Source organism: Pleomorphomonas diazotrophica, from assembly GCF_002844595.1.
In the GTDB taxonomy this organism is placed as follows: Bacteria; Pseudomonadota; Alphaproteobacteria; order Rhizobiales; family Pleomorphomonadaceae; genus Pleomorphomonas; species Pleomorphomonas diazotrophica.
Map to the genome: position 1 here is coordinate 73,825 of NZ_PJNW01000009.1, position 18,444 is coordinate 92,268.

The 18,444-nt window shown below is 65.3% G+C and carries 19 protein-coding genes; 10 read left to right on the forward strand and 9 right to left on the reverse strand.

The genetic code is table 11. From position 1 onward, the window contains the following. The first annotated feature begins 204 nt into the window (after positions 1-204). From CXZ10_RS11895 to CXZ10_RS11910, 4 genes are all read left to right on the forward strand, one after another. Entirely contained in the window at positions 205-861 is a 657-nt protein-coding gene (locus CXZ10_RS11895; RefSeq protein ID WP_101289530.1) for a protein-L-isoaspartate O-methyltransferase family protein, read from the forward strand. Positions 862-1,153: 292 nt separating this feature from the next. Further along, on the forward strand, positions 1,154-2,560 hold the full coding sequence (locus CXZ10_RS11900) for a TolC family outer membrane protein (RefSeq protein WP_210199912.1): 1,407 nt from the start codon (positions 1,154-1,156) through the stop codon (positions 2,558-2,560). 248 nt (positions 2,561-2,808) lie between these two features. Further along, a complete protein-coding gene (locus CXZ10_RS11905; RefSeq protein ID WP_101289532.1) occupies positions 2,809-3,483 on the forward strand; it encodes a PopZ family protein in 675 nt (224 codons plus the stop codon). A gap of 5 nt (positions 3,484-3,488) precedes the next feature. Further along, entirely contained in the window at positions 3,489-3,821 is a 333-nt protein-coding gene (locus CXZ10_RS11910; protein ID WP_101289534.1) for a YnfA family protein, read from the forward strand. A gap of 21 nt (positions 3,822-3,842) precedes the next feature. Here the strand turns inward: CXZ10_RS11910 and CXZ10_RS21350 are convergent, their stop codons facing one another. Next, positions 3,843-4,277: a hypothetical protein gene (locus CXZ10_RS21350; protein WP_143741524.1), complete on the reverse strand. Its 435-nt coding sequence runs from the start codon at positions 4,275-4,277 to the stop codon at positions 3,843-3,845. On the opposite strand from CXZ10_RS21350, the gene CXZ10_RS21355 reads away from it, so the two are divergent. Next, on the forward strand, positions 4,276-4,683 hold the full coding sequence (locus tag CXZ10_RS21355) for a hypothetical protein (RefSeq protein ID WP_143741525.1): 408 nt from the start codon (positions 4,276-4,278) through the stop codon (positions 4,681-4,683). The genes CXZ10_RS21350 and CXZ10_RS21355 overlap by 2 nt on opposite strands. Positions 4,684-4,716: 33 nt before the next feature. On the opposite strand, the gene CXZ10_RS11920 is transcribed toward CXZ10_RS21355, so the two are convergent. Continuing rightward, the gene (locus CXZ10_RS11920) at positions 4,717-5,622 is read right to left on the reverse strand and encodes a LysR substrate-binding domain-containing protein (protein ID WP_101289538.1); all 906 of its coding nucleotides are present in this window, start codon (positions 5,620-5,622) and stop codon (positions 4,717-4,719) included. A gap of 102 nt (positions 5,623-5,724) precedes the next feature. On the opposite strand from CXZ10_RS11920, the gene CXZ10_RS11925 reads away from it, so the two are divergent. The 3 genes from CXZ10_RS11925 (at position 5,725) to CXZ10_RS11935 (ending at position 9,703) form a co-directional block, all read left to right on the forward strand. Further along, positions 5,725-5,955, forward strand: a complete 231-nt coding sequence (locus CXZ10_RS11925) for a hypothetical protein (RefSeq protein ID WP_101289540.1) — start codon at positions 5,725-5,727, stop codon at positions 5,953-5,955. 88 nt (positions 5,956-6,043) lie between these two features. Continuing rightward, positions 6,044-8,803 carry a valine--tRNA ligase gene (locus CXZ10_RS11930; RefSeq protein ID WP_101289542.1) on the forward strand — a complete coding sequence of 920 codons (2,760 nt, stop codon included), beginning with the start codon at positions 6,044-6,046 and terminating at the stop codon, positions 8,801-8,803. Positions 8,804-8,959: 156 nt separating this feature from the next. After that, entirely contained in the window at positions 8,960-9,703 is a 744-nt protein-coding gene (locus tag CXZ10_RS11935) for a metallophosphoesterase family protein (protein ID WP_101289544.1), read from the forward strand. A gap of 37 nt (positions 9,704-9,740) precedes the next feature. Here the strand turns inward: CXZ10_RS11935 and CXZ10_RS11940 are convergent, their stop codons facing one another. The 5 genes from CXZ10_RS11940 to uvrA form a co-directional block, all read right to left on the reverse strand. After that, a complete protein-coding gene (locus CXZ10_RS11940; protein ID WP_101289546.1) occupies positions 9,741-10,427 on the reverse strand; it encodes a (5-formylfuran-3-yl)methyl phosphate synthase in 687 nt (228 codons plus the stop codon). 16 nt (positions 10,428-10,443) lie between these two features. Further along, positions 10,444-10,914: a 2-amino-4-hydroxy-6-hydroxymethyldihydropteridine diphosphokinase gene (gene folK / locus CXZ10_RS11945; protein WP_101289548.1), complete on the reverse strand. Its 471-nt coding sequence runs from the start codon at positions 10,912-10,914 to the stop codon at positions 10,444-10,446. Continuing rightward, entirely contained in the window at positions 10,907-11,278 is a 372-nt protein-coding gene (gene folB / locus CXZ10_RS11950; RefSeq protein ID WP_101289550.1) for a dihydroneopterin aldolase, read from the reverse strand. The genes folK and folB overlap by 8 nt, the downstream gene beginning before the upstream one ends. Next, a complete protein-coding gene (folP, locus tag CXZ10_RS11955) occupies positions 11,275-12,093 on the reverse strand; it encodes a dihydropteroate synthase (RefSeq protein WP_101289552.1) in 819 nt (272 codons plus the stop codon). The genes folB and folP overlap by 4 nt, the downstream gene beginning before the upstream one ends. Before the next feature lie 289 nt (positions 12,094-12,382). Continuing rightward, positions 12,383-15,295 carry an excinuclease ABC subunit UvrA gene (uvrA, locus tag CXZ10_RS11960; RefSeq protein WP_101289554.1) on the reverse strand — a complete coding sequence of 971 codons (2,913 nt, stop codon included), beginning with the start codon at positions 15,293-15,295 and terminating at the stop codon, positions 12,383-12,385. Between the two features lie 428 nt (positions 15,296-15,723). Here uvrA and CXZ10_RS11965 point away from each other — a divergent pair, with 428 nt between their 5' ends. Together CXZ10_RS11965 and CXZ10_RS11970 are read left to right on the forward strand one after the other, a co-directional pair. Further along, complete coding sequence (locus CXZ10_RS11965; RefSeq protein WP_101289556.1) at positions 15,724-16,251, forward strand: single-stranded DNA-binding protein; 528 nt, start codon at positions 15,724-15,726, stop codon at positions 16,249-16,251. A gap of 159 nt (positions 16,252-16,410) precedes the next feature. Continuing rightward, positions 16,411-16,920: a GNAT family N-acetyltransferase gene (locus CXZ10_RS11970; protein ID WP_101289558.1), complete on the forward strand. Its 510-nt coding sequence runs from the start codon at positions 16,411-16,413 to the stop codon at positions 16,918-16,920. Between the two features lie 3 nt (positions 16,921-16,923). Here the strand turns inward: CXZ10_RS11970 and CXZ10_RS11975 are convergent, their stop codons facing one another. Beyond that, positions 16,924-17,967, reverse strand: a complete 1,044-nt coding sequence (locus CXZ10_RS11975; RefSeq protein ID WP_101289560.1) for a zinc-dependent alcohol dehydrogenase family protein — start codon at positions 17,965-17,967, stop codon at positions 16,924-16,926. 91 nt (positions 17,968-18,058) lie between these two features. Continuing rightward, on the reverse strand, positions 18,059-18,427 hold the full coding sequence (locus tag CXZ10_RS11980; protein ID WP_101289562.1) for a winged helix-turn-helix transcriptional regulator: 369 nt from the start codon (positions 18,425-18,427) through the stop codon (positions 18,059-18,061). Positions 18,428-18,444: the final 17 nt, after the last annotated feature.

The window sequence follows — 18,444 nt, forward strand, 5'->3', positions numbered from 1 at the left end:
GCTTAGGAGCGATCTCTCAGGCTCTCTTGACAGGGCTAACCCGAGTTTTCGGCCGGCCCAGATTTGTGTCGTTGGTTGCTTTGGATGTATGAGCATGTGCGTTTTATCCCGGCACTCCGCAAAGCTGCGTAGAAGCCCTTGTTTCGGAAGAGGGGGGCGGCTATTGGAGGAGCCGGTAGAATTCCGGCAGGGGACTTGCGATCGATGATCGATTTTCCGGCGTTGCGCACCAAGATGGTCGACGGTCAGGTCAGGCCGAACGATGTCACCGATCTCCGCATCATTGACGCGATGGGCGAGGTGCCGCGTGAGAACTTCGTGCCGGACGACCAGAAGCCCTTCGCCTATCTCGATCGTGATCTGCCGCTCGGCAATGGGCGCGCCGCCCGCGTCCTGATCCAGCCGATGGTGCTGGCGCGGATGCTGCAGTACGCGGCAATCAAGCCGACCGACAAGGTGCTGGAAGTCGGCAGCGGGTCCGGCTATGGCGCCGCCGTGATGGCCCGTCTCGCAGGGTCGGTGGTCGCGCTGGAGCAGGATGGCGACCTCGCGGCCCTGGCTCGCCGGCAGCTTTCCGGTCTTGCCAATGTCGCCGTCGTCGAGGCCTCGCTTGCGAAGGGAGTGCCGGATGCCGCGCCCTTCGACGTCATCATCTTCAACGGCGCCGTCGTCACCTTCCCCGAGACGATCGCCGGCCAACTGACCAAGGGCGGACGTTTGCTTCTCGTCGAGGAGGGCGGAAGCGCGCCGTGGGTCAAGCTCTACACCCGGAGCGACACCGGCGTTTCCGGCCGGGCCCTGTTCAATGCATCGGCTCCGGTGCTGCCGGGATTTGAGGCGGTCGAAACTTTCGCCTTTTAGCTTCACTGTAACGGTACGTTCTACACGACTGTTCCCTTCCGGCGGCCAGCGTAAAGCTGGACGGTTGGTCTTGCGCGACCTCTGTGATTTCTGTGCATCGATTTGACTGAATTTGCCGCTGCGTCGCCGGCCGCGCTTCCGTTCGCTCGCTCATCGGCTATAGTCCGTCGCCGTATGATTAACGGTTTCTTAGCAAATGTGGCAATCTCACGGCTTTCTCGCGAAGGCGTGAGAAGACCGGGCAGCAATCGTTGGCTATATGGCCTTGGTAGCGATGAACATGAGGTGTGTCGTGGCGTTCCGTCCCTCTTTGTATCTTTCGGCCGCCGTCGGCCTCTTTGTTGCCATGTCCGGCGTCGCCTCGGCGGAAACGTTGCAGGAAGCGATGAGCGCGGCCTATGCCAACAATCCCTCGCTCAACGCGGCGCGGGCGGGAACCCGAGCCGTCGACGAGAACGTGCCCCAGGCGCTATCCGGCTATCGGCCTACTATCAACGGCCAGATTTCAGCTAGCGTTACCACTACCGATACCCGTGCTCGCTTCAATTCGAACTGGGCCAGCACCTATACCGACACTGGTGCCGTGCAGGGCCAGATCCAGATCGTTCAGCCCCTCTACATGGGTGGACGGATCGACAACGGCGTCAAACGGGCGGAATCGGCGGTAAAGGCCTCGCGCGAGCAGTTGCGCAACACCGAGCAGACCACCCTGCTCGACACGGCATCCGCCTATATGAACGTCATCCTCTCGGGTCAGGTGCTGGAGCTGCGTCGTTCCAACGTCGCCTTCCTGCAGGAACAGGTGCGGGCCGCCAACGACCGATTCTCGGTGGGCGAGGGCACGCGTACCGACGTGTCGCAGGCCCAGGCCGCCCTGGCCGCTGCGACGTCGGCGGTCAGTTCGGCGCAGGCCGACCTGCTCACTGCGCGGGCCAATTACGTCAAGGTGGTGGGCCATGAGCCCAAGGGGCTGCGCTCGCCCGGCCCGATCACCAAGCTGCTGCCGGCCAAACTGTCGGCGGCGATCGATGCCTCGCGCACCGAACATCCGATGATACGGGCGGCGATCCACAACGCCGATACCGCCTCCTACAATGTCGAGATCCAGGAAGGTGCTCTGCTGCCGAGCTTCGTTCTTCAGGGAACGGTGAGCAGCGCCTTCGTCGGCAACGGTTCCGCTGATGGGAGCACGCCGGAGCGGGCGCGCACGCTGGAAGGGTCGGTCGCCGCCGTGCTGTCCATCCCCATCTACCAGGGCGGCGCCGAATACGCGACCGTCCGCCAGGCCAAGGAAGAGCTCGGTCAGGCCAAGCTGCAGATCGATGTGGCGCGCATGTCCGTGGATGCTGCCCTCGCCCAGGCCTGGAGCGCACTTGAATCGGCAAGGGCTCAGATCGTCGCCGCCGAGGCTTCGGTGACCGCAAGCCGTCTGGCGCTCGAAGGCGTCGTCGAAGAGCAGAAGGTCGGCCAAAGGACGACGCTCGACGTCCTCAATGCCCAGAGCTCGCTGATCGATGCCCGGTTGGCGGAAGTCGGCGCCCAGGCGCAGTTCGTGGTGGCGAGCTACAGCGTGGCCGCCGCCATGGGGCGCCTCGACCGCGAACGGCTTGGCCTCAAGGTGTCGGCTTACAAGCCCGAACACCATTATGAGCAGGTCCGCGACAAGTGGATCGGGCTGCGCACGCCGGATGGCCGCTGACCTTCAAACGGCCGGGTGCCGGGGATAACCGCCTCATTTCCGGCGCAAACCGTTTTCAGCAGCGTTAACTAATCTATACTTCGGGTGTCGAATCAGGCTTGTCGCTGGTGCCTTGTCGCCACGCTTGTCGGGATTCCGGTTCTTCGTCCAAGGGAGGGCGAGACTGGTTGATCTCGGGCGCTAGGCTCAGGCAAGCTGTGAACGATCGTGTAGCAGGTGGTGGGGCGACCCGCTCGGAGTAGAGACCAATGGCCAAGGCAGCTGCGTCCGCCGAACCTTCAATGGAAGAGATCCTGGCTTCCATCCGGCGGATCATTGCCGACGAACCCGACGGCAAGGAAGCGGCGGCGCCCAAATCCGCTCCGGCCAAGGCGGCTGCTCCCAAACCGGAGGTCGAGACCATGGCCAAGCCGGCACTCGATGACGAGCACATCTCCGAGGAGGATCTCGACAAGCTGTTCGCCCAGTCCGGTGATGACGAGGACGAGCCGGAGATGGACGTCGACGATGCCGACGACGGGGAGGAGCCGGAAGTGCTCGACCTCGCCGATGTCGCGACCGTCGACGAGGCCGAGCCGCTGGATCTGGTCGAAGGATTGAAGGACGACGAAGCGGAGGTTGCCTTCGCCGAGCCGACCGAGGAGCCGCCGCGTCGGTCCGACTCCTCAAGAGCGGAAGCGCCGCGCGGCCGTTCGGCGCCGGAAGGCGAGGATCCGCTGGTTTCGGCCGCCGCCAGTGCCGCCGTGCAATCCGCTTTCGGCCAACTGAGCCATACGGTGCTGGCCGCCAACGCACGGACGCTCGACGATCTCGTCAAGGAAATGCTGCGGCCGATGCTACGCGCTTGGCTCGACGAGAACTTGCCGGTGATCGTCGAACGACTGGTACGGGCCGAGATCGAGCGCGTGTCGCGCGGACGCTGAATGGCGTGAGATCCATCCTCCTCCAGTTTCTTGCCGCCTCTTTCGAGATCGCCGGTTGCTTTGCCTTCTGGGCATGGCTGCGCTTGGGCAAGTCCGCGCTCTGGACATTGCCCGGCACGCTGTCGTTGATCCTGTTTGCCTTCGTGTTGACACGCATCGACAGCGTCGCCGCTGGACGCGCCTTCGCGGCCTATGGCGGCGTCTATATCGCCGCCTCGCTCGTCTGGCTTTGGGCGGTCGAGCGACAGGCGCCCGACCGCTGGGATCTGACAGGGGCGGCCATCTGTCTTGTCGGTGCGGCGATCATTCTTCTCGGGCCGCGCGCTACGGCCGGCTGAGGAACGTTTTTATCCCGTCGGTCAGGCAGCGACACCGGCCGAATAGCTGACCGAGGCGCTGTTGGCGACGCTGGCGTAGAGGCTGCTCACCGCCTGGGCCAGGCCGCTGCCACTACTGGCGTTGCCGAAGCTATAGGGCATGTTCGCCTGCGGTGCGTCTGACGCGGATGCCGACTGGCTCTGGCCGCCGGTCGTGGTCACGCTGGTCGAACCATCCGAGTAGGTGACCGTGATGGTGGTGCTGCCATCCGGATTGTCGAGATAGGTCGTGCTGACGACTTCCTTGCTTTCGCTGGTGCCGGATGCGCCGGATGTGCCGCCGGACGACGAGGTGTCGCCCGACGCCGACGTACCGGCATCGGTCGAGGCCGTCGTGCCGGTCGACGCCGTCGCCTCGCTACTCGAAGCGGTCTCTTCCGTCGTCATCTCCAGCGGCGGTGGGGGCGGCGGCGCCATGGCCGCCGTTGTCTCATCGACCGATGAAGCGGCGGTCGTGCTGTCGGTCGAGGATGCGGTTGACGACGCATCCGAAGAAAGCGGCGGAGGCGGTGTCGTCATCGAGCCATCGCTCTCGCCCGTCTGCTCCTGGAGCGACAGGAGAGCCGATTGCAGACCGCCGTCGAGTGCGGAAAAGGCACTGTTCGACGAGACCGTGCCGGTCGTCGCACCGCCGTCCTGGCTGCTGGAAGGCGATGATGGCGCGAAGGATGCCGTTGCCGACGTTGCCTTACTGCTCGAAGATCCAAAAAGCGCCGCAAGATTGCTCGCATTACCGGTCAAAGCGGAAAGGGATGACATCTGCTGCCTCCGGGAAATTCCCTCTGCAGCTTTAGACGTACGTCTCTCCGGAACCAGGCGCTGAAATCTCACAAAAAAATGGTTAACGAACTGAATTTCACAGCGGATGCTTTTCGATATCCTCAAGCAGCCAATCGCGGAAGGCCCGGATTTTCGGCTGATTGCGCCGGCTTTCGGGATAAATCAGCCAATAGCCGGAGCCATCACTGCACACGAGGTCGAACGGCATGATCAGCCGACCGCTCGCCAGTTCCTCTCGGTAAAAGGCCGGCGTCAGGATGCCTACGCCATGCCCGGCGATGGCCGAACTTGCTTCAAGCGCTTGCGATCCGAACAAGTTGCGGGGCCTGCCGTCGAGATCAGCGTCGGGCACACCCGCAGCGTCGAACCAGCGCCGCCACCACGGATCGCCTGGATCAATGAGCTTGCACTTGAGGAGATCGCGGGGGGTATCGAGAGGCTTGACCCATTCAAGTAGTGACGGACTAAGCATGGGCGCAAAGTCGAGGTCCATCACATGGTGGCTGACGAGGCCGGGCCAAGCGCCTGGACCGCCTCTGCCTGCTCGAATGGCGACATCCCCCGGGTCGCGATTGAACTCCATCAGCGTGGTATCGGTTATGAGCCGCACCGCGATATGCGGCGCGCCGAGCTGGAAGTTGCCGATCCGACGTGCGAGCCAGTGAGCGGCAAACGTTGCTGTCGTGTTGATCGTGAGCTGGTCATTGGCCGCTGCTCGCGCTGTTACCATCGCTTCTTCGAGCAGGGCAAAGGCCTCGCTCACCTTTGGCATCAAGCGCTCGCCCGCCTCGGTCAGCTCGATACGCCGGGGCAAACGACGAAACAGCAGTTCGCCCAGCACGCCTTCCAGCAGCTTCACCTGATAGCTCACCGCCGTCTGCGTCATGCCGAGTTCTTCGCCGGCCCGAGTGAAGCTCATGAGACGCGCCACCGCCTCGAACACCCGGAGCGCATTGAGCGGCATCTGGCGACCCAGCTTCATGGATAAGCCCTCTTTATGGGTGTAGGCGAAGGTTCGATTGGAAATATTCGGCTTTCTGGCCGAGATTGCCCTTGTCGCATCAACGGATCAAGGGAAACGACGATGACTTGCGTGGATCACACCGTGGTCCGGCGCGGCCTTGGGCGCGCCGTTTTTCTTTCGGCGCCCGCCGTGCTGGCAGGTGCATTTGCCGCCCTTGCCCGATGGCGGGGTGCCAACATCGAAGACCTCAACGAGCACATGTTGCGCGACATCGGCGTCATGGACGGTCGCGCGACAGAGGCAGGGATGCGCCGGGCAGCGGATCGCCGGTACGAACTCGACCGGTTTTGACGGCGGAAAGGGCGCTTCTTGTTGATTTTCGGGGGCGTAGCGGCTAACCGTCGCTCACCCCAAGACGACAGGAAAAAGACGTCGGATCATGCTGGAAAAGACATTTGAAGCGGCGGACGTCGAGCCGCGCATCGCCAAGGCCTGGGAAGATGCGCGGGCGTTCGCCGCCGGCGCCGGCAAGCAGCCGGGCAAGGACACCTTCACCATCGTCATTCCGCCGCCGAACGTCACCGGCTCGCTGCACATGGGCCACGCGCTCAACAACACGCTGCAGGACATTCTGGTGCGCCTGCAGCGCATGCGCGGCCTCGACGTGCTCTGGCAGCCCGGCCTCGACCACGCCGGCATCGCCACGCAGATGGTGGTGGAGCGCCAACTGGCCGAGAGGCAAGTTCATCGCCGCCAGATCGGCCGCGAGGAGTTCGTCAAGCGCGTCTGGGAGTGGAAGGCCGAGTCCGGCGGCACCATCGTCGGCCAGTTGAAGCGCCTCGGTGCTTCCTGCGACTGGTCGCGCGAGCGCTTCACCATGGACGCCGGTCTTTCCAAGGCCGTGCTGAAGGTGTTCGTCCAGCTCTATCGCGAAGGGCTGATCTACAAGGACAAGCGCCTCGTCAACTGGGACCCCAAGCTGCTCACCGCCATCTCCGACCTCGAGGTCGTGCAGACCGAGGTGAAGGGCAACCTCTGGCATTTCCGCTATCCGCTGGAGGGGGGCGCCACCTATCAATATCCGATCGCCTTCGACGAGGCCGGCAAGCCGACCGAGTTCGAGACGCGCGACTATATCGTCATCGCCACCACCCGCCCCGAGACCATGCTGGGCGACACGGCCGTGGCCGTGCATCCCACCGATGAGCGCTACAAGGCGATCGTCGGCAAGAAGGTGAAGCTGCCGCTGGTCGGCCGCCTGATCCCCATCGTCGCCGACGAATACTCCGACCCCACCAAGGGCACCGGCGCTGTGAAGATCACCCCGGCGCACGACTTCAACGACTTCGAGGTCGGCAGGCGGCATGGCCTGAAACCGATCAGCGTCCTCGACGTCGAGGCGGCGGTGACGCTGAAGGGCAATGCCGATTTCATCGAGGGTGTCGCGCCCTCCGCCGAACTCGACCAGACCATCGAGAGCCTGCACGGCGGGGATCGCTTCGAGGCGCGCAAGCAGGTTGTGGCGGCCTTCGAGGCGGCGGGCCTGCTCGACAAGATCGAGCCGCATGTCCATCAGGTGCCGCATGGCGACCGCGGCGGCGTGCCGATCGAGCCCTTCCTGACCGACCAGTGGTATGTCAACGCCAAGGTGCTGGCCGAGCCGGCGCTCGCCTCCGTCAAGGAAGGCCGCACCAGCTTCGTGCCGAAGAACTGGGAAAAGACCTATTACGACTGGATGGAGAACATCCAGCCCTGGTGCATCTCGCGCCAGCTCTGGTGGGGACACCAGATCCCGGCCTGGTACGGTCCTGATGGAAAGGTGTTCGTCGCCGAGAGCGAGGCCGCCGCTGCCGAGGAAGCCAAGGCTCACTACGGCAAGGCGGTCGAACTGAAGCGCGACGAGGACGTGCTCGACACCTGGTTCTCGTCGGCCCTCTGGCCCTTCTCGACGCTGGGCTGGCCGGACGAGACGCCGGAGCTCAAGCGCTACTATCCGACCAACGTGCTGATCACCGGCTTCGACATCATCTTCTTCTGGGTCGCCCGGATGATGATGATGGGCAAGCACTTCATGGGCACCGAGCCCTTCAAGGACGTCTACATCCACGCCCTCGTCCGCGACGAGAAGGGCGCCAAGATGTCGAAGTCCAAGGGCAACGTCATCGATCCGCTCAACCTGATCGACGAGTTCGGCGCCGACGCCCTGCGCTTCACGCTGGCCGCCATGGCCGCCCAGGGCCGCGACATCAAGCTCGCCACCAGCCGCGTCGGCGGTTACCGCAACTTCGCGACCAAGCTGTGGAACGCCGTCCGCTTCTCGGAGATGAACGGTTGCGTCCGTGTTGCTGGCTTCGATCCCGACAAGGTGACCGAGACGCTCAACCGCTGGATCGTCACCGAAGTGCGCAAGACGCAGGCTGAGGTGTCGGAAGCGCTCGACGCCTATCGCTTCAACGACGCGGCCGGCGCCATCTATCGCTTCGTCTGGAACTCCTTCTGCGACTGGTATCTGGAGTTCACCAAGCCGGTGCTGACCGGCGACGACGGTTCGGCCAAGGATGAGACGCGGGCCACCTGTGCCTGGGTGATCGACGAGATCCTGAAGATGCTGCACCCCTTCATGCCCTTCATCACCGAGGAACTCTGGGCCAAGACCGGCGAAGCCGGCCCGGCCCGCGACAACCTTCTGGTACTGACCGCCTGGCCGGAAGGCAGCCGCGAGACGACGGACGCCGCCGACGAGATCAACTGGCTGATCGACGTCATCACCGAGATCCGCTCGGTGCGCGCCGAGATGAACGTGGCGCCGGCAACGCTCTTGCCGCTGGTGCTGGTCGGGGCGTCGGACAAGGTGAAGGGGTGGCTCTCCACCCATACGCCGGCCATCCTGCGCCTTGCCCGCGTATCGGAAGTATCGACCGCCGATGCAGCGCCGGGCCAGTCGGCCCAGATCGTCACGGCCGACGGCGTCATCGCCCTGCCGCTCTCGGGTGTGGTCGATCTCGACGGCGAACGTGCCCGCCTCGGCAAGGAAGAGACCAAGCTGATCGGCGAGATCGAGCGCATCGACAAGAAGCTCGGCAACGCCGCCTTCGTCGCCAAGGCTCCGGAAGAGGTGGTCGAGGAGGAGAAGGCCAAGCGCGACGGTTATGCCGAGCGGCTCGCCAAGGTGCGCGAGGCGTTGGCGCGACTGGCCTGAGACCCGATATTCTTCGGGATGAAGTTGGGCTTCGCGGTTTGCCGCGAGGCCCTTTTGATTCAAGGAGCCTGCCTGCCCCAGACGTTTCGCCAAGCGAAGCGTTGGAGAGACGGCCGAAATCCGCTAAGCCTTGTCGAAAGCTCACGGACGACCCTCATGCGTATCGCCATTCTCTCCGACATTCACGGCAATGCCGACGCGCTCACGGCGGTGCTCGACGATCTGGCCCGCCGGTCGGTGGATGCTACGGTCTGTCTCGGCGATCATCTGTCGGGGCCGCTCGAGGCGCGACGCACGGCCGACATGTTGATGGCCTCGCCGATTTCCTGCATCGCCGGCAATCATGACCGGGCGCTGGTGACCACGCCGCGATCCGAGATGGGGCTGTCGGATGGCCACGCTTATGATCAACTGTCCGGTGCGCACATCGCCTGGCTGAAGGGACTACCCGCCTCGCTGTCGGTCGGGCCGGTGATCGCCTGGCACGGCACACCGGCCTCGGATGCCGAGTACTGGCTGGAAACCGTGGAGGGCGGCCGCATGCGGCTCGCCGAACGCGATGTCGTGGAGACCAGGGCGCAAACGTCTTGGTCGGTTGGTCCGACAAGCCTGCTTCTCTGCGGCCATACCCATATGCCGCGTGTCGTCCGCTTGAAGTCGGGCGCCATTGTCGTCAATCCCGGCAGCGTCGGGTTGCAGGGCTATACTGACGACGCGCCCTTGCACATCATGCAGGTTGGTGCGCCGGAAGCCCGCTACGCCATTGCCGAGAGACGCCGCGCCGGCTGGGCCGTGGTGCATTATGCGGTGCCCTACGACACGACGAACGTCGTCCGTCTCGCCCGCGAAGCGGGTCGACTGGAATGGGCCTCGGCACTCGAGAGCGGCTGGATCGCCTGACCTTCGCCAGCTCTGATTTCACCCACGCGGAAAATTCTCACGACTCATCGGGTGCCGGCCGGACAGAGTGGATGGCGAAGGCGGCAGCCACGGCGCGAATGCGCGCCGGATCGAGGGGCTTTGCCGGATCTTCATCTTCCGAGACGGCGGCACGAAAACCGAGATGATCGGGCCGGAGCGGCAGCAGCGTGCCGACATCGACGACGCGCAGGCCGCCGGACAGGGCCACCGATAGTTTTGACCGGCGCGCGGCGGCGATGAACCGGGCGATATCTGCGATCTTGACGGCCTTGGTCAGCCCATCGGATGTCTCGGGCGCCGAAAGCCAGACGCCGGAGAAGCCGGCAATGGCCGCGACCGGCAGAAGCTCGAAGTCCGGCCCCGCCTCGGGTGGAAAGGCGGCAATCAACCTGACGGTGGAGGCCAGGGAACGGCCGACTTGCGACAGCAGCGCCGCACCGGCGTCGCCACCCGGCACCGGCAGGACCAGCGCGGTGACGGCGGTCGCGGCGAGCTCGGCAAGACCGTCGGACGAAAGGTCTCCTGCGGCAGCCACCACCTCGGTCTGCTCGCCGGCGGCTGCCAGAATGGCCCGCACGTCGGAAAGCGGAAGAGGAGACGGCGATCCCCCCGCATTGCCGGCCGCGAAGATCGTCGTCACGCCGGAGACAACGGCGGCTCGCGCCTCGTCAGCGGTGGTGACGGTCACCTGAAGAGCGGTCATGGCGGGCCTCCGCGTGTCAGAGCTTCTCGATGGGATCGTTGGCGAATCGGGCTGCCAGGTCGGCAACGGTCCTGTCGCCAATCAAGAGGTCCGGCGCGATCTCGGCAAGGGGAATCAGGACGAAACCACGTTCATGGGCGTGGCGATGGGGCAGCGTCAGCTCCGGGGTGTCCATGCGCACGTTGTCGTAGGCGATGAGGTCGATGTCGATGAGGCGCGGCCCCCAGCGCTCATGGCGCACGCGGCCGAGCTGCCGCTCCACGTCGAGGCAGATCTCGAGCAGCTTGAGCGGGGGATGGACTGTCTCCACGACGGCCGAGACATTGGTGAAATCCGGCTGGTCGGTCTTGCCCCATGGGCGGGTGCGGTAGTCCGACGAACGGGCGACCACGCGCGCGCCGGTCGCTTCCAGATGGCGCAACGCATCGGCTATGGTGGCGCGTACGTCGCCGATGTTGCCGCCGAGGCTGAGCGCCGCCCTAGCCATCGGCCCGGCTCCGGGTGATTTCCACCGACACGGTGTCGAGCACGTGCGGCACCGGTGCCGACGGCTTGTCGATGAGGACGGTGATCGCCTCGACGAGCGGGAAGGTGGCGAGGATGTCGGTGGCGATCGCCTCGGCCAGCGCTTCCAGAAGGTTGAAGCGGCGCGTCGTGGCGATGCCGACCGCGACCTCGGCCATGTCGGCATAGGATACCGATCTCGTCAGGTCGTCGCTGGTGCCGGCGGCGCGCGTGTCGACCGCTGCATCCAGCGAGATGAAGAAGCGCTGGCCGATCGCCGCCTCTTCCGGAAGCACGCCATGGCGGGCGAAGACGGCGAGCCGGTGGACACGAATATGATCGGTCATCGCATCTCCCTCCTGATGGCGTCGGCGACGGCGGCGGCGTCGCGGTGGGCGGCGACGTCATGCACCCGGACGATATCGGCCCCAGCCAGGATGGCGGCGACATTGGAGGCGACGGTGCCGTGAAGTCGCTCGGAGACCGGCCGGTCGGCGCCGATCAGCGCGCCGATCATCCGCTTGCGCGAGGTGCCCATCAGAACCGGATGGCCGAGCGCCTTGAGCTCGCCGACGCGGGCGACTGCCTGAAGGTTCTGGTCGAAGGTCTTGCCGAAGCCGACGCCGGGGTCGAGGATGACATGGTCGTCGGGAATGCCCGCCTTGCGGGCGATGGCGAGCGAGCGCCCGAAGAAGGCCTTCATGTCCTCGATGATGTCGATCTCCGGATCGATGCCCGTCCGGTTATGCATGACGATCACCACCGCGCCATGGGCGGCGGCGGCCGATGCGATGTCCGGTTCGCGCTGCAGGCCCCAGACGTCATTGACGATGACCGCTCCGGCCTTGAGCGCCGCCTCGGCTGTCGCCGCCTTGTAGGTGTCGATGGAAACAGGCGGGAAGCTTCCGGCGGTGAGGCGCTCGATCACCGGCACCACGCGGGCGATCTCTTCTTCTGCCGGCACCTCGGTGGCGCCCGGCCGCGTCGACTCGCCGCCCAGATCGAGAATGTCGGCTCCCTCGTCGGCCATGCGGCGGGCGTGGTCCAGGGCGGCGTCCATGGAGGTATAGCGGCCGCCGTCGGAAAAGCTGTCGGGCGTGACGTTGAGGATGCCCATCACTAGCGTGCGCTTGCCGAGGTCGGGCAGAAGGGAAAAGACCATGGGCGTGCTCGCACCTGGATGTCGGGTCTCTGAGGTAGCCCGCGCGCCGGTCGCTGGCAAGCGGCTGTTCGACCATGGCACCTGAAGCGCTTCATCCTGAATCTGAATGTGAGGATCTAGCCGCTTGAATCGATGCGCGAGGTCTATAAAATGCGTTATAAATCAATATATTAACAGAAGTTCCTGACTCTCTTGCGGAATCTCGCCCGCAGCGGCGCGATTACCTTAAGCGCCCCAAGTTCCGCCGGCGAGCCGATGGCCGGCCGACGGAACGGATTCGCCATGCCGCTCACTCCGCCGCGTTGCGGCGTTGTGGGCGGCGGTCGAGCAGGTCGCGCAGATAGCGGCCCGTATAGCTCGCATCCACCTTCATCACCTCTTCCGGCGTGCCGGCCGCGACGATGCGGCCGCCGCCGTCACCCCCTTCGGGGCCGAGGTCGACCACCCAGTCGGCGGTTTTGATCACCTCGAGATTATGCTCGATGATGACCACCGTGTTGCCCTGCTCGACCAGCTCGTGCAGCATTTCGAGAAGCTTGGCCACGTCGTGGAAGTGAAGGCCGGTGGTCGGCTCGTCGAGGATGTAGAGCGTGCGGCCGGTCGCCCGGCGCGACAGCTCCTTGGCGAGCTTGACGCGCTGCGCCTCGCCACCCGAAAGGGTCGTCGCCTGCTGACCGACCTTGACATAGCCGAGACCGACATCGCGCAAGGCGTTCATCCTGTCGCGGATGGCCGGCACCGCCTGGAAGAAGTCGCAGGCCTCTTCCACCGTCATGTCGAGCACGTCGGCGATCGACTTGCCCTTGAAGTGGACTTCCAGCGTCTCGCGATTGTAGCGGTGGCCTTTGCAGACGTCGCAGGTGACGTAGACGTCCGGCAGGAAATGCATCTCGATCTTGATGACGCCGTCGCCCTGGCAGGCCTCGCAGCGGCCGCCCTTGACGTTGAAGGAGAAGCGGCCGGGGCCATAGCCGCGCGCCTTGGCTTCCGGCAGACCGGCGAACCAATCGCGGATCGGCGTGAAGGCGCCGGTGTAGGTGGCCGGGTTGGAGCGCGGCGTGCGCCCGATCGGCGACTGGTCGATGTCGATCACCTTGTCGAGCAGCTCCAGCCCTTCGATGCGGTCATGCGCCGCCGCCTGCTCGCGGGCGCCATTGAGCCGCCGCGCCGCCGCCTTGAACAGCGTGTCGATGAGCAGCGTCGACTTGCCGCCGCCCGACACGCCGGTGACGCAGGTGAACAGGCCGATGGGGATGTCGGCGGTAACGTCCTTGAGGTTGTTGGCGCGCGCGCCGACGACACGGATGTACTTGTTCTTCTGCGCCTTGCGGCGCTTGTCCGGCAGGGGGATGGCGAGCGCACCCGAGAGATACTGGCCGGTGAGGCTGGCCGGGTCGGCCATGATCTCGGCCGGAGTGCCTTCCGAGACGATCTTGCCGCCATGCACACCGGCACCCGGCCCGATGTCCAGCACATAGTCGGCGGCGAGGATGGCGTCCTCGTCGTGTTCGACCACGATCACCGTGTTGCCGAGGTCGCGCAGGTGCTTCAGAGTCTCGATCAGCTTGTCGTTGTCGCGCTGATGCAGGCCGATGGACGGCTCGTCGAGCACGTAGAGCACGCCGGTAAGGCCGGAGCCGATCTGGCTGGCCAGACGAATGCGCTGGCTCTCGCCGCCCGACAGCGTGCCGGACGAGCGCGACAGCGTCAGATACTCGAGGCCGACGTTGTTAAGGAAGCGCAGCCGCTCGCGGATTTCCTTGAGAATGCGGACGGCGATCTCGTTCTGCTTGGCGGTCAGCTTCTCGGGCAGGGAGGAAAACCAGGTGCCTGCCTCGCGGATCGACATCTGCGTCACCTGGCCGATGTGCAGGCTGGCAATCTTCACGGCCAGCGCTTCCGGCTTCAGGCGATAGCCGTTGCAGGTCTCGCAAGGATGGTCCGACTGGAAGCGGCCCAGCTCCTCGCGCACCATGTCGGAATCGGTCTCCTTCCAGCGCCGCTCGATATTGCCGACCACACCCTCGAACGGCTTCTTGGTGGTGTAGGTCCGGAGGCCGTCGTCATAGGTGAAGGCGATTTCCTCGCCGTCAGACCCCAGCAGAATGACGTCGCGCACCTTCTGCGGCAGGTCCTTCCAGGGCGTCGTCATCGACGCCTTGAAGTGACGGCAGATCGCCTCGAGCGTCTGCGCGTAATAGGGCGAGGAGGCGCCGGTCTTCGCCCAGGGCAGAATGCAGCCGCCGCGCAAGCTGAGGCTATCGTCCGGCACCACGAGGTCGGCCTCGAACTTCAGCTCGGTGCCGAGGCCGTCGCACTTGGGGCAGGCGCCGAACGGATTGTTGAAGGAGAAGAGGCGCGGCTCGATCTCGGGAATGGTGAAGCCGCTGACCGGGCAGGCGAACTTCTCCGAGAAGGTGATGCGGCGCGGCTCGCTCTCGCCGTCCTCCAAGTTGGCGAACTCCAGCACGGCGATACCGTCGGCAAGCCCGAGCGCCGTCTGGAAGCTGTCGGCGAGGCGGGAGGCGAGGTCCGCCTTGACCACGATACGGTCGACGACGATATCGATGTCGTGCTTGATCTTCTTGTCGAGCGCCGGCACTTCCTCGATCGGATAGAAGCTGCCGTCGACCTTGACGCGCTGGAAGCCCTTCTTCTGAAGGTCGGCGAACTCCTTGCGATACTCGCCCTTGCGGCCGCGGATCATCGGCGCCAGCAGATACAGGCGGGTGCCCTCGGGCAGTTCCAGCGTCCGGTCGACCATCTGGCTGATGGTCTGGCTCTCGATCGGCAGGCCGGTGGCCGGCGAATAGGGAATGCCGACGCGCGCGAACAACAGGCGCATGTAGTCGTAGATTTCGGTGACGGTGCCCACCGTCGAGCGCGGGTTGCGCGAGGTGGTCTTCTGCTCGATGGAGATGGCGGGCGACAGGCCGTCGATCTGGTCGACGTCCGGCTTCTGCATCATGTCGAGGAACTGCCGGGCGTAGGCCGAGAGACTCTCGACATAGCGGCGCTGTCCCTCGGCATAGATCGTGTCGAAGGCGAGCGACGATTTGCCCGAGCCGGAGAGGCCGGTCATGACGATCAGGCTGTCGCGCGGCAGGTCGACGTCGATGTTCTTGAGATTGTGCTCGCGCGCGCCGCGCACCGAGAGGGAGCGCCGGGCCTGATCGAAAATGCTGGTCGGCTTGTTCGGCATGTCAGTCGTCGTCCTTGTCGCGGTTCCCGGAAGGGCGGGAAGCGGGAAATGTCTTGCCCAAAGCTCGTGAACCGGGCGGCCGGAGGGCTCGCCAAGCTAGTCCGGGTCTGCTGTCGCATCCTGTCAGGATCGGCCGGAGACCTGCAAGGCGCCGGCACGCGCTGCAGCCATGCCGCCGGATCCAATGAAGAAACGCGGAAGCCTCGAAATTCGGTTGCGGCATCCTTGCGAAACGTCTAGAACGTATCAGGAACACGTGATCGGCGCCAGCCCTTTTCTCACTGTGGAAAAGGATGCAGGGCCGCCGGGCCCGGGGTATCGCAGGGTCGGTGCCGGCGTTAACGTGCTGCCATATTGCCGGGCGAAGCCCCGGCCGGTCCGACGCGTCGACATCGGGCCGAGGGTAGCGAGTTTGAAGGAAGATAGCCATGGCAGGCAGCGTCAACAAGGTCATCCTGATCGGCAATCTCGGGCGTGACCCCGAGGTGCGGCGGATGGGATCGGGCGATGCCGTGGTCAACCTGCGCATCGCCACGTCTGAAAACTGGCGCGACCGCCAGAGCGGTGAGCGCAAGGAGCGCACCGAGTGGCACTCGGTGGTGATCTTCAACGAGAACCTCGCCAAGGTCGCCGAGCAGTATCTGAAGAAGGGCTCCAAGGTCTACATCGAGGGCCAGCTTCAGACGCGCAAGTGGACCGATCAGTCCGGCCAGGAGCGCTATACCACTGAGGTCGTGCTCCAGCGTTTCCGTGGCGAGCTGACCATTCTCGACAGCCGTGGCGAAGGCGGCGGTCGCGGCGAGGGCGACTTCGGCGGTGACGCCGGTTCGGATTACGGCTCCTCCGGTCCGATGGACCGTGCTCCGGCCCGGTCCGGCGGCGGTGGCCGTGGCCAGGGCGGCGGCGCTCCGGCCTCCAACTTCTCGTCCGACCTCGACGACGACATTCCGTTCTGAGGATCACGGGTGAAGTCTCCCCTTCTTTTCCGATCGGACACTGCGGGTTGAGCCGCGCCCGGACGTCTTGGTCCGGGTTCGGCTCGTTCCGACGCATCGCTGGCGCCTGGTTGCCCTTGCGGCATCGCGCCGTGTTGTCCTGCTTTCGGAAAAGAAGAAATGAGCTTTTTGATCCGCATTGAAGCGGCGGCCGATCGTGCCGCCATCGGCGAACTCACCGCTGCCGCCTTCCTGACGGCCGCTCACGCCAGCGGTACCGAGGCGGCGATCGTTCGCGACCTTCGCGCCGCCGGCGCATTGGGTTTGTCGCTTGTCGCCGTTGACCCTGCGTCTGAGGAAATCGTCGGCCACGTCGGCTTTTCGCCCGTCGAGACGGATATGCCCGGCCGCTGGTTCGGCCTGGGGCCGCTATCCGTTGCGCCGGCCCGGCAGCGTAGCGGGATCGGTTCGGCGCTTGTCCGGGCCGGCCTGGAACGCCTCGCTGAAACGGAAGCGGCCGGCGTCGTCCTGGTCGGCGATCCGGCCTATTACGGCCGCCTGGGCTTTGCTGCCCGAACAGGGCTTGCCTGCGAGGGCGTGCCCGACCCCTACGTGCAGGCAATGGCCTTCAGGGAACCGCCGGTCTGGCGTCCCATCGCCTTCCACCCGGCGTTCTTCACCGCGAAATAGCCATCACTCAAAGCGGGTGATGACGTTGATGCCGGTCTCCTGAGACCGGTCCATTCCGATAAGCAAGTCAACCGCCTCGTCGAGCCCGACGTGGCGGTTGACCAGTTTCTGCGGTTCAAGCTTGCCGGCGGCGATCATCGCGAGCATGTCGTCATAGCGCCAGGCCTGCATGCCGTGGCTGCCGTAGACCTCGAGTTCCCAGCCGATGATGCGGGCCATGGGGATCGGTGCCTCCACGTCATCGCCCAGCATCAGGCCCACCTGCACGTGACGACCGCGCCGCTTGAGCCCGAGGATGGAGTTGCGCGCCGTCACCCGGTGGCCAAGCGCGTCGATGGAAAGATGCGCGCCGCCGCCGGTCAGGTCGCGGATGGCGCCGGCAACGTCCGGTGTCGTCTTGCCGTTGATCACCGCTGCCGCGCCGATCGTCTTGGCAAAGGCCAGCTTGTCGTCGGCGATATCAACGGCGATCACGTTGGCGCCCATCGCCGCGGCGATCATGATGGCCGAAAGGCCGACGCCGCCGCAGCCGTGCACGGCCACCCACTCGCCGCCGCGCACCCGGCCCTGGTCGACCACCGCCCGGAACGAGGTGGCGAAGCGGCAGCCGAGGCTGGCCGCCGTCGGAAAGTCGATGTCGTCGGGCAGCACTACCACGTTGTCGTCGGCATTATGGACGCCGACATATTCGGCGAACGATCCCCAATGGGTGAAGCCGGGCTGCGTCTGGTTGCGGCAGACCTGCTGGTTGCCCGAGCCGCATTCCGGGCAGCCGCCGCAGCCGGCGACGAAGGGCATGGTGACGCGATCGCCGATCCGGAAGCGGCGAACGTCGCGGCCGACGGCAACGACGCGGCCGGCGAACTCGTGGCCGGGGACATGCGGCAGGGCGATGTCGGGATCGTGGCCCATCCAGCCGTGCCAGTCGGAGCGGCAGATGCCGGACGCCTCCACCTTCAGCACCAGACCGTGCGGCTCCGGAGTGGGATCGGGCAGGGTGCGGATCTCCGGCCGCTGGCCGAACAACTCGTAGAACATGGCGCGCATCTGAATCTCCCGACAATCGACCGCTGTCCGGCGATAGCACGGACCGGATGGGCAAAAAAGCGTGAGATTGCCGATGCCTGCCGCCAGCGCGTCAGCCAGTCAGGGCTGCGTCATAGGCGGCCTGGGCGGAGAGAACCGCGGCCATGTTGCGCTCAGCCCAGTGGGCGAAGGCGGCCACCGTCTCGGTCAGCGTGCGTCCGAGTGGGGTCAGCGCATAATCGACGCTGACCGGAACGGTTGGGCGGACGCTGCGTTCTATGAGGCCGTCGCGTTCCAACCGCTTCAGCGTCTGCGACAGCACCTTCTGCGACAGCCCGCGGATGTCGCGCCGAAGCTGGTTGAAGCGCACCGGGCCGCCCTGCAGCCGGTCGAGCACTAAAAGCGCCCATTTATCGGCCAACCGATCGAGTACCATGCGCGTGGGACAGCGATCGTCGAAGACGTCGTAGGCGAGAGTCATCGGTGTTCTCCAGGCGG

Bases quoted from the DNA above. Each gene is read 5' to 3' on its own strand.
- CXZ10_RS11895 (WP_101289530.1), top strand. From the start codon at position 205: ATGATCGATTTTCCGGCGTTGCGCACCAAGATGGTCGACGGTCAGGTC.
- CXZ10_RS11905 (WP_101289532.1), top strand. From the start codon at position 2,809: ATGGCCAAGGCAGCTGCGTCCGCCGAACCTTCAATGGAAGAGATCCTG.
- CXZ10_RS21355 (WP_143741525.1), top strand. From the start codon at position 4,276: ATGGCCGCCGTTGTCTCATCGACCGATGAAGCGGCGGTCGTGCTGTCG.
- CXZ10_RS21350 (WP_143741524.1), bottom strand. From the start codon at position 4,277: ATGGCGCCGCCGCCCCCACCGCCGCTGGAGATGACGACGGAAGAGACC.
- CXZ10_RS11920 (WP_101289538.1), bottom strand. From the start codon at position 5,622: ATGAAGCTGGGTCGCCAGATGCCGCTCAATGCGCTCCGGGTGTTCGAG.
- CXZ10_RS11925 (WP_101289540.1), top strand. From the start codon at position 5,725: ATGACTTGCGTGGATCACACCGTGGTCCGGCGCGGCCTTGGGCGCGCC.
- CXZ10_RS11930 (WP_101289542.1), top strand. From the start codon at position 6,044: ATGCTGGAAAAGACATTTGAAGCGGCGGACGTCGAGCCGCGCATCGCC.
- CXZ10_RS11935 (WP_101289544.1), top strand. From the start codon at position 8,960: ATGCGTATCGCCATTCTCTCCGACATTCACGGCAATGCCGACGCGCTC.
- CXZ10_RS11940 (WP_101289546.1), bottom strand. From the start codon at position 10,427: ATGACCGCTCTTCAGGTGACCGTCACCACCGCTGACGAGGCGCGAGCC.
- folK (WP_101289548.1), bottom strand. From the start codon at position 10,914: ATGGCTAGGGCGGCGCTCAGCCTCGGCGGCAACATCGGCGACGTACGC.
- folB (WP_101289550.1), bottom strand. From the start codon at position 11,278: ATGACCGATCATATTCGTGTCCACCGGCTCGCCGTCTTCGCCCGCCAT.
- folP (WP_101289552.1), bottom strand. From the start codon at position 12,093: ATGGTCTTTTCCCTTCTGCCCGACCTCGGCAAGCGCACGCTAGTGATG.
- uvrA (WP_101289554.1), bottom strand. From the start codon at position 15,295: ATGCCGAACAAGCCGACCAGCATTTTCGATCAGGCCCGGCGCTCCCTC.
- CXZ10_RS11965 (WP_101289556.1), top strand. From the start codon at position 15,724: ATGGCAGGCAGCGTCAACAAGGTCATCCTGATCGGCAATCTCGGGCGT.
- CXZ10_RS11970 (WP_101289558.1), top strand. From the start codon at position 16,411: ATGAGCTTTTTGATCCGCATTGAAGCGGCGGCCGATCGTGCCGCCATC.
- CXZ10_RS11975 (WP_101289560.1), bottom strand. From the start codon at position 17,967: ATGCGCGCCATGTTCTACGAGTTGTTCGGCCAGCGGCCGGAGATCCGC.
- CXZ10_RS11980 (WP_101289562.1), bottom strand. From the start codon at position 18,427: ATGACTCTCGCCTACGACGTCTTCGACGATCGCTGTCCCACGCGCATG.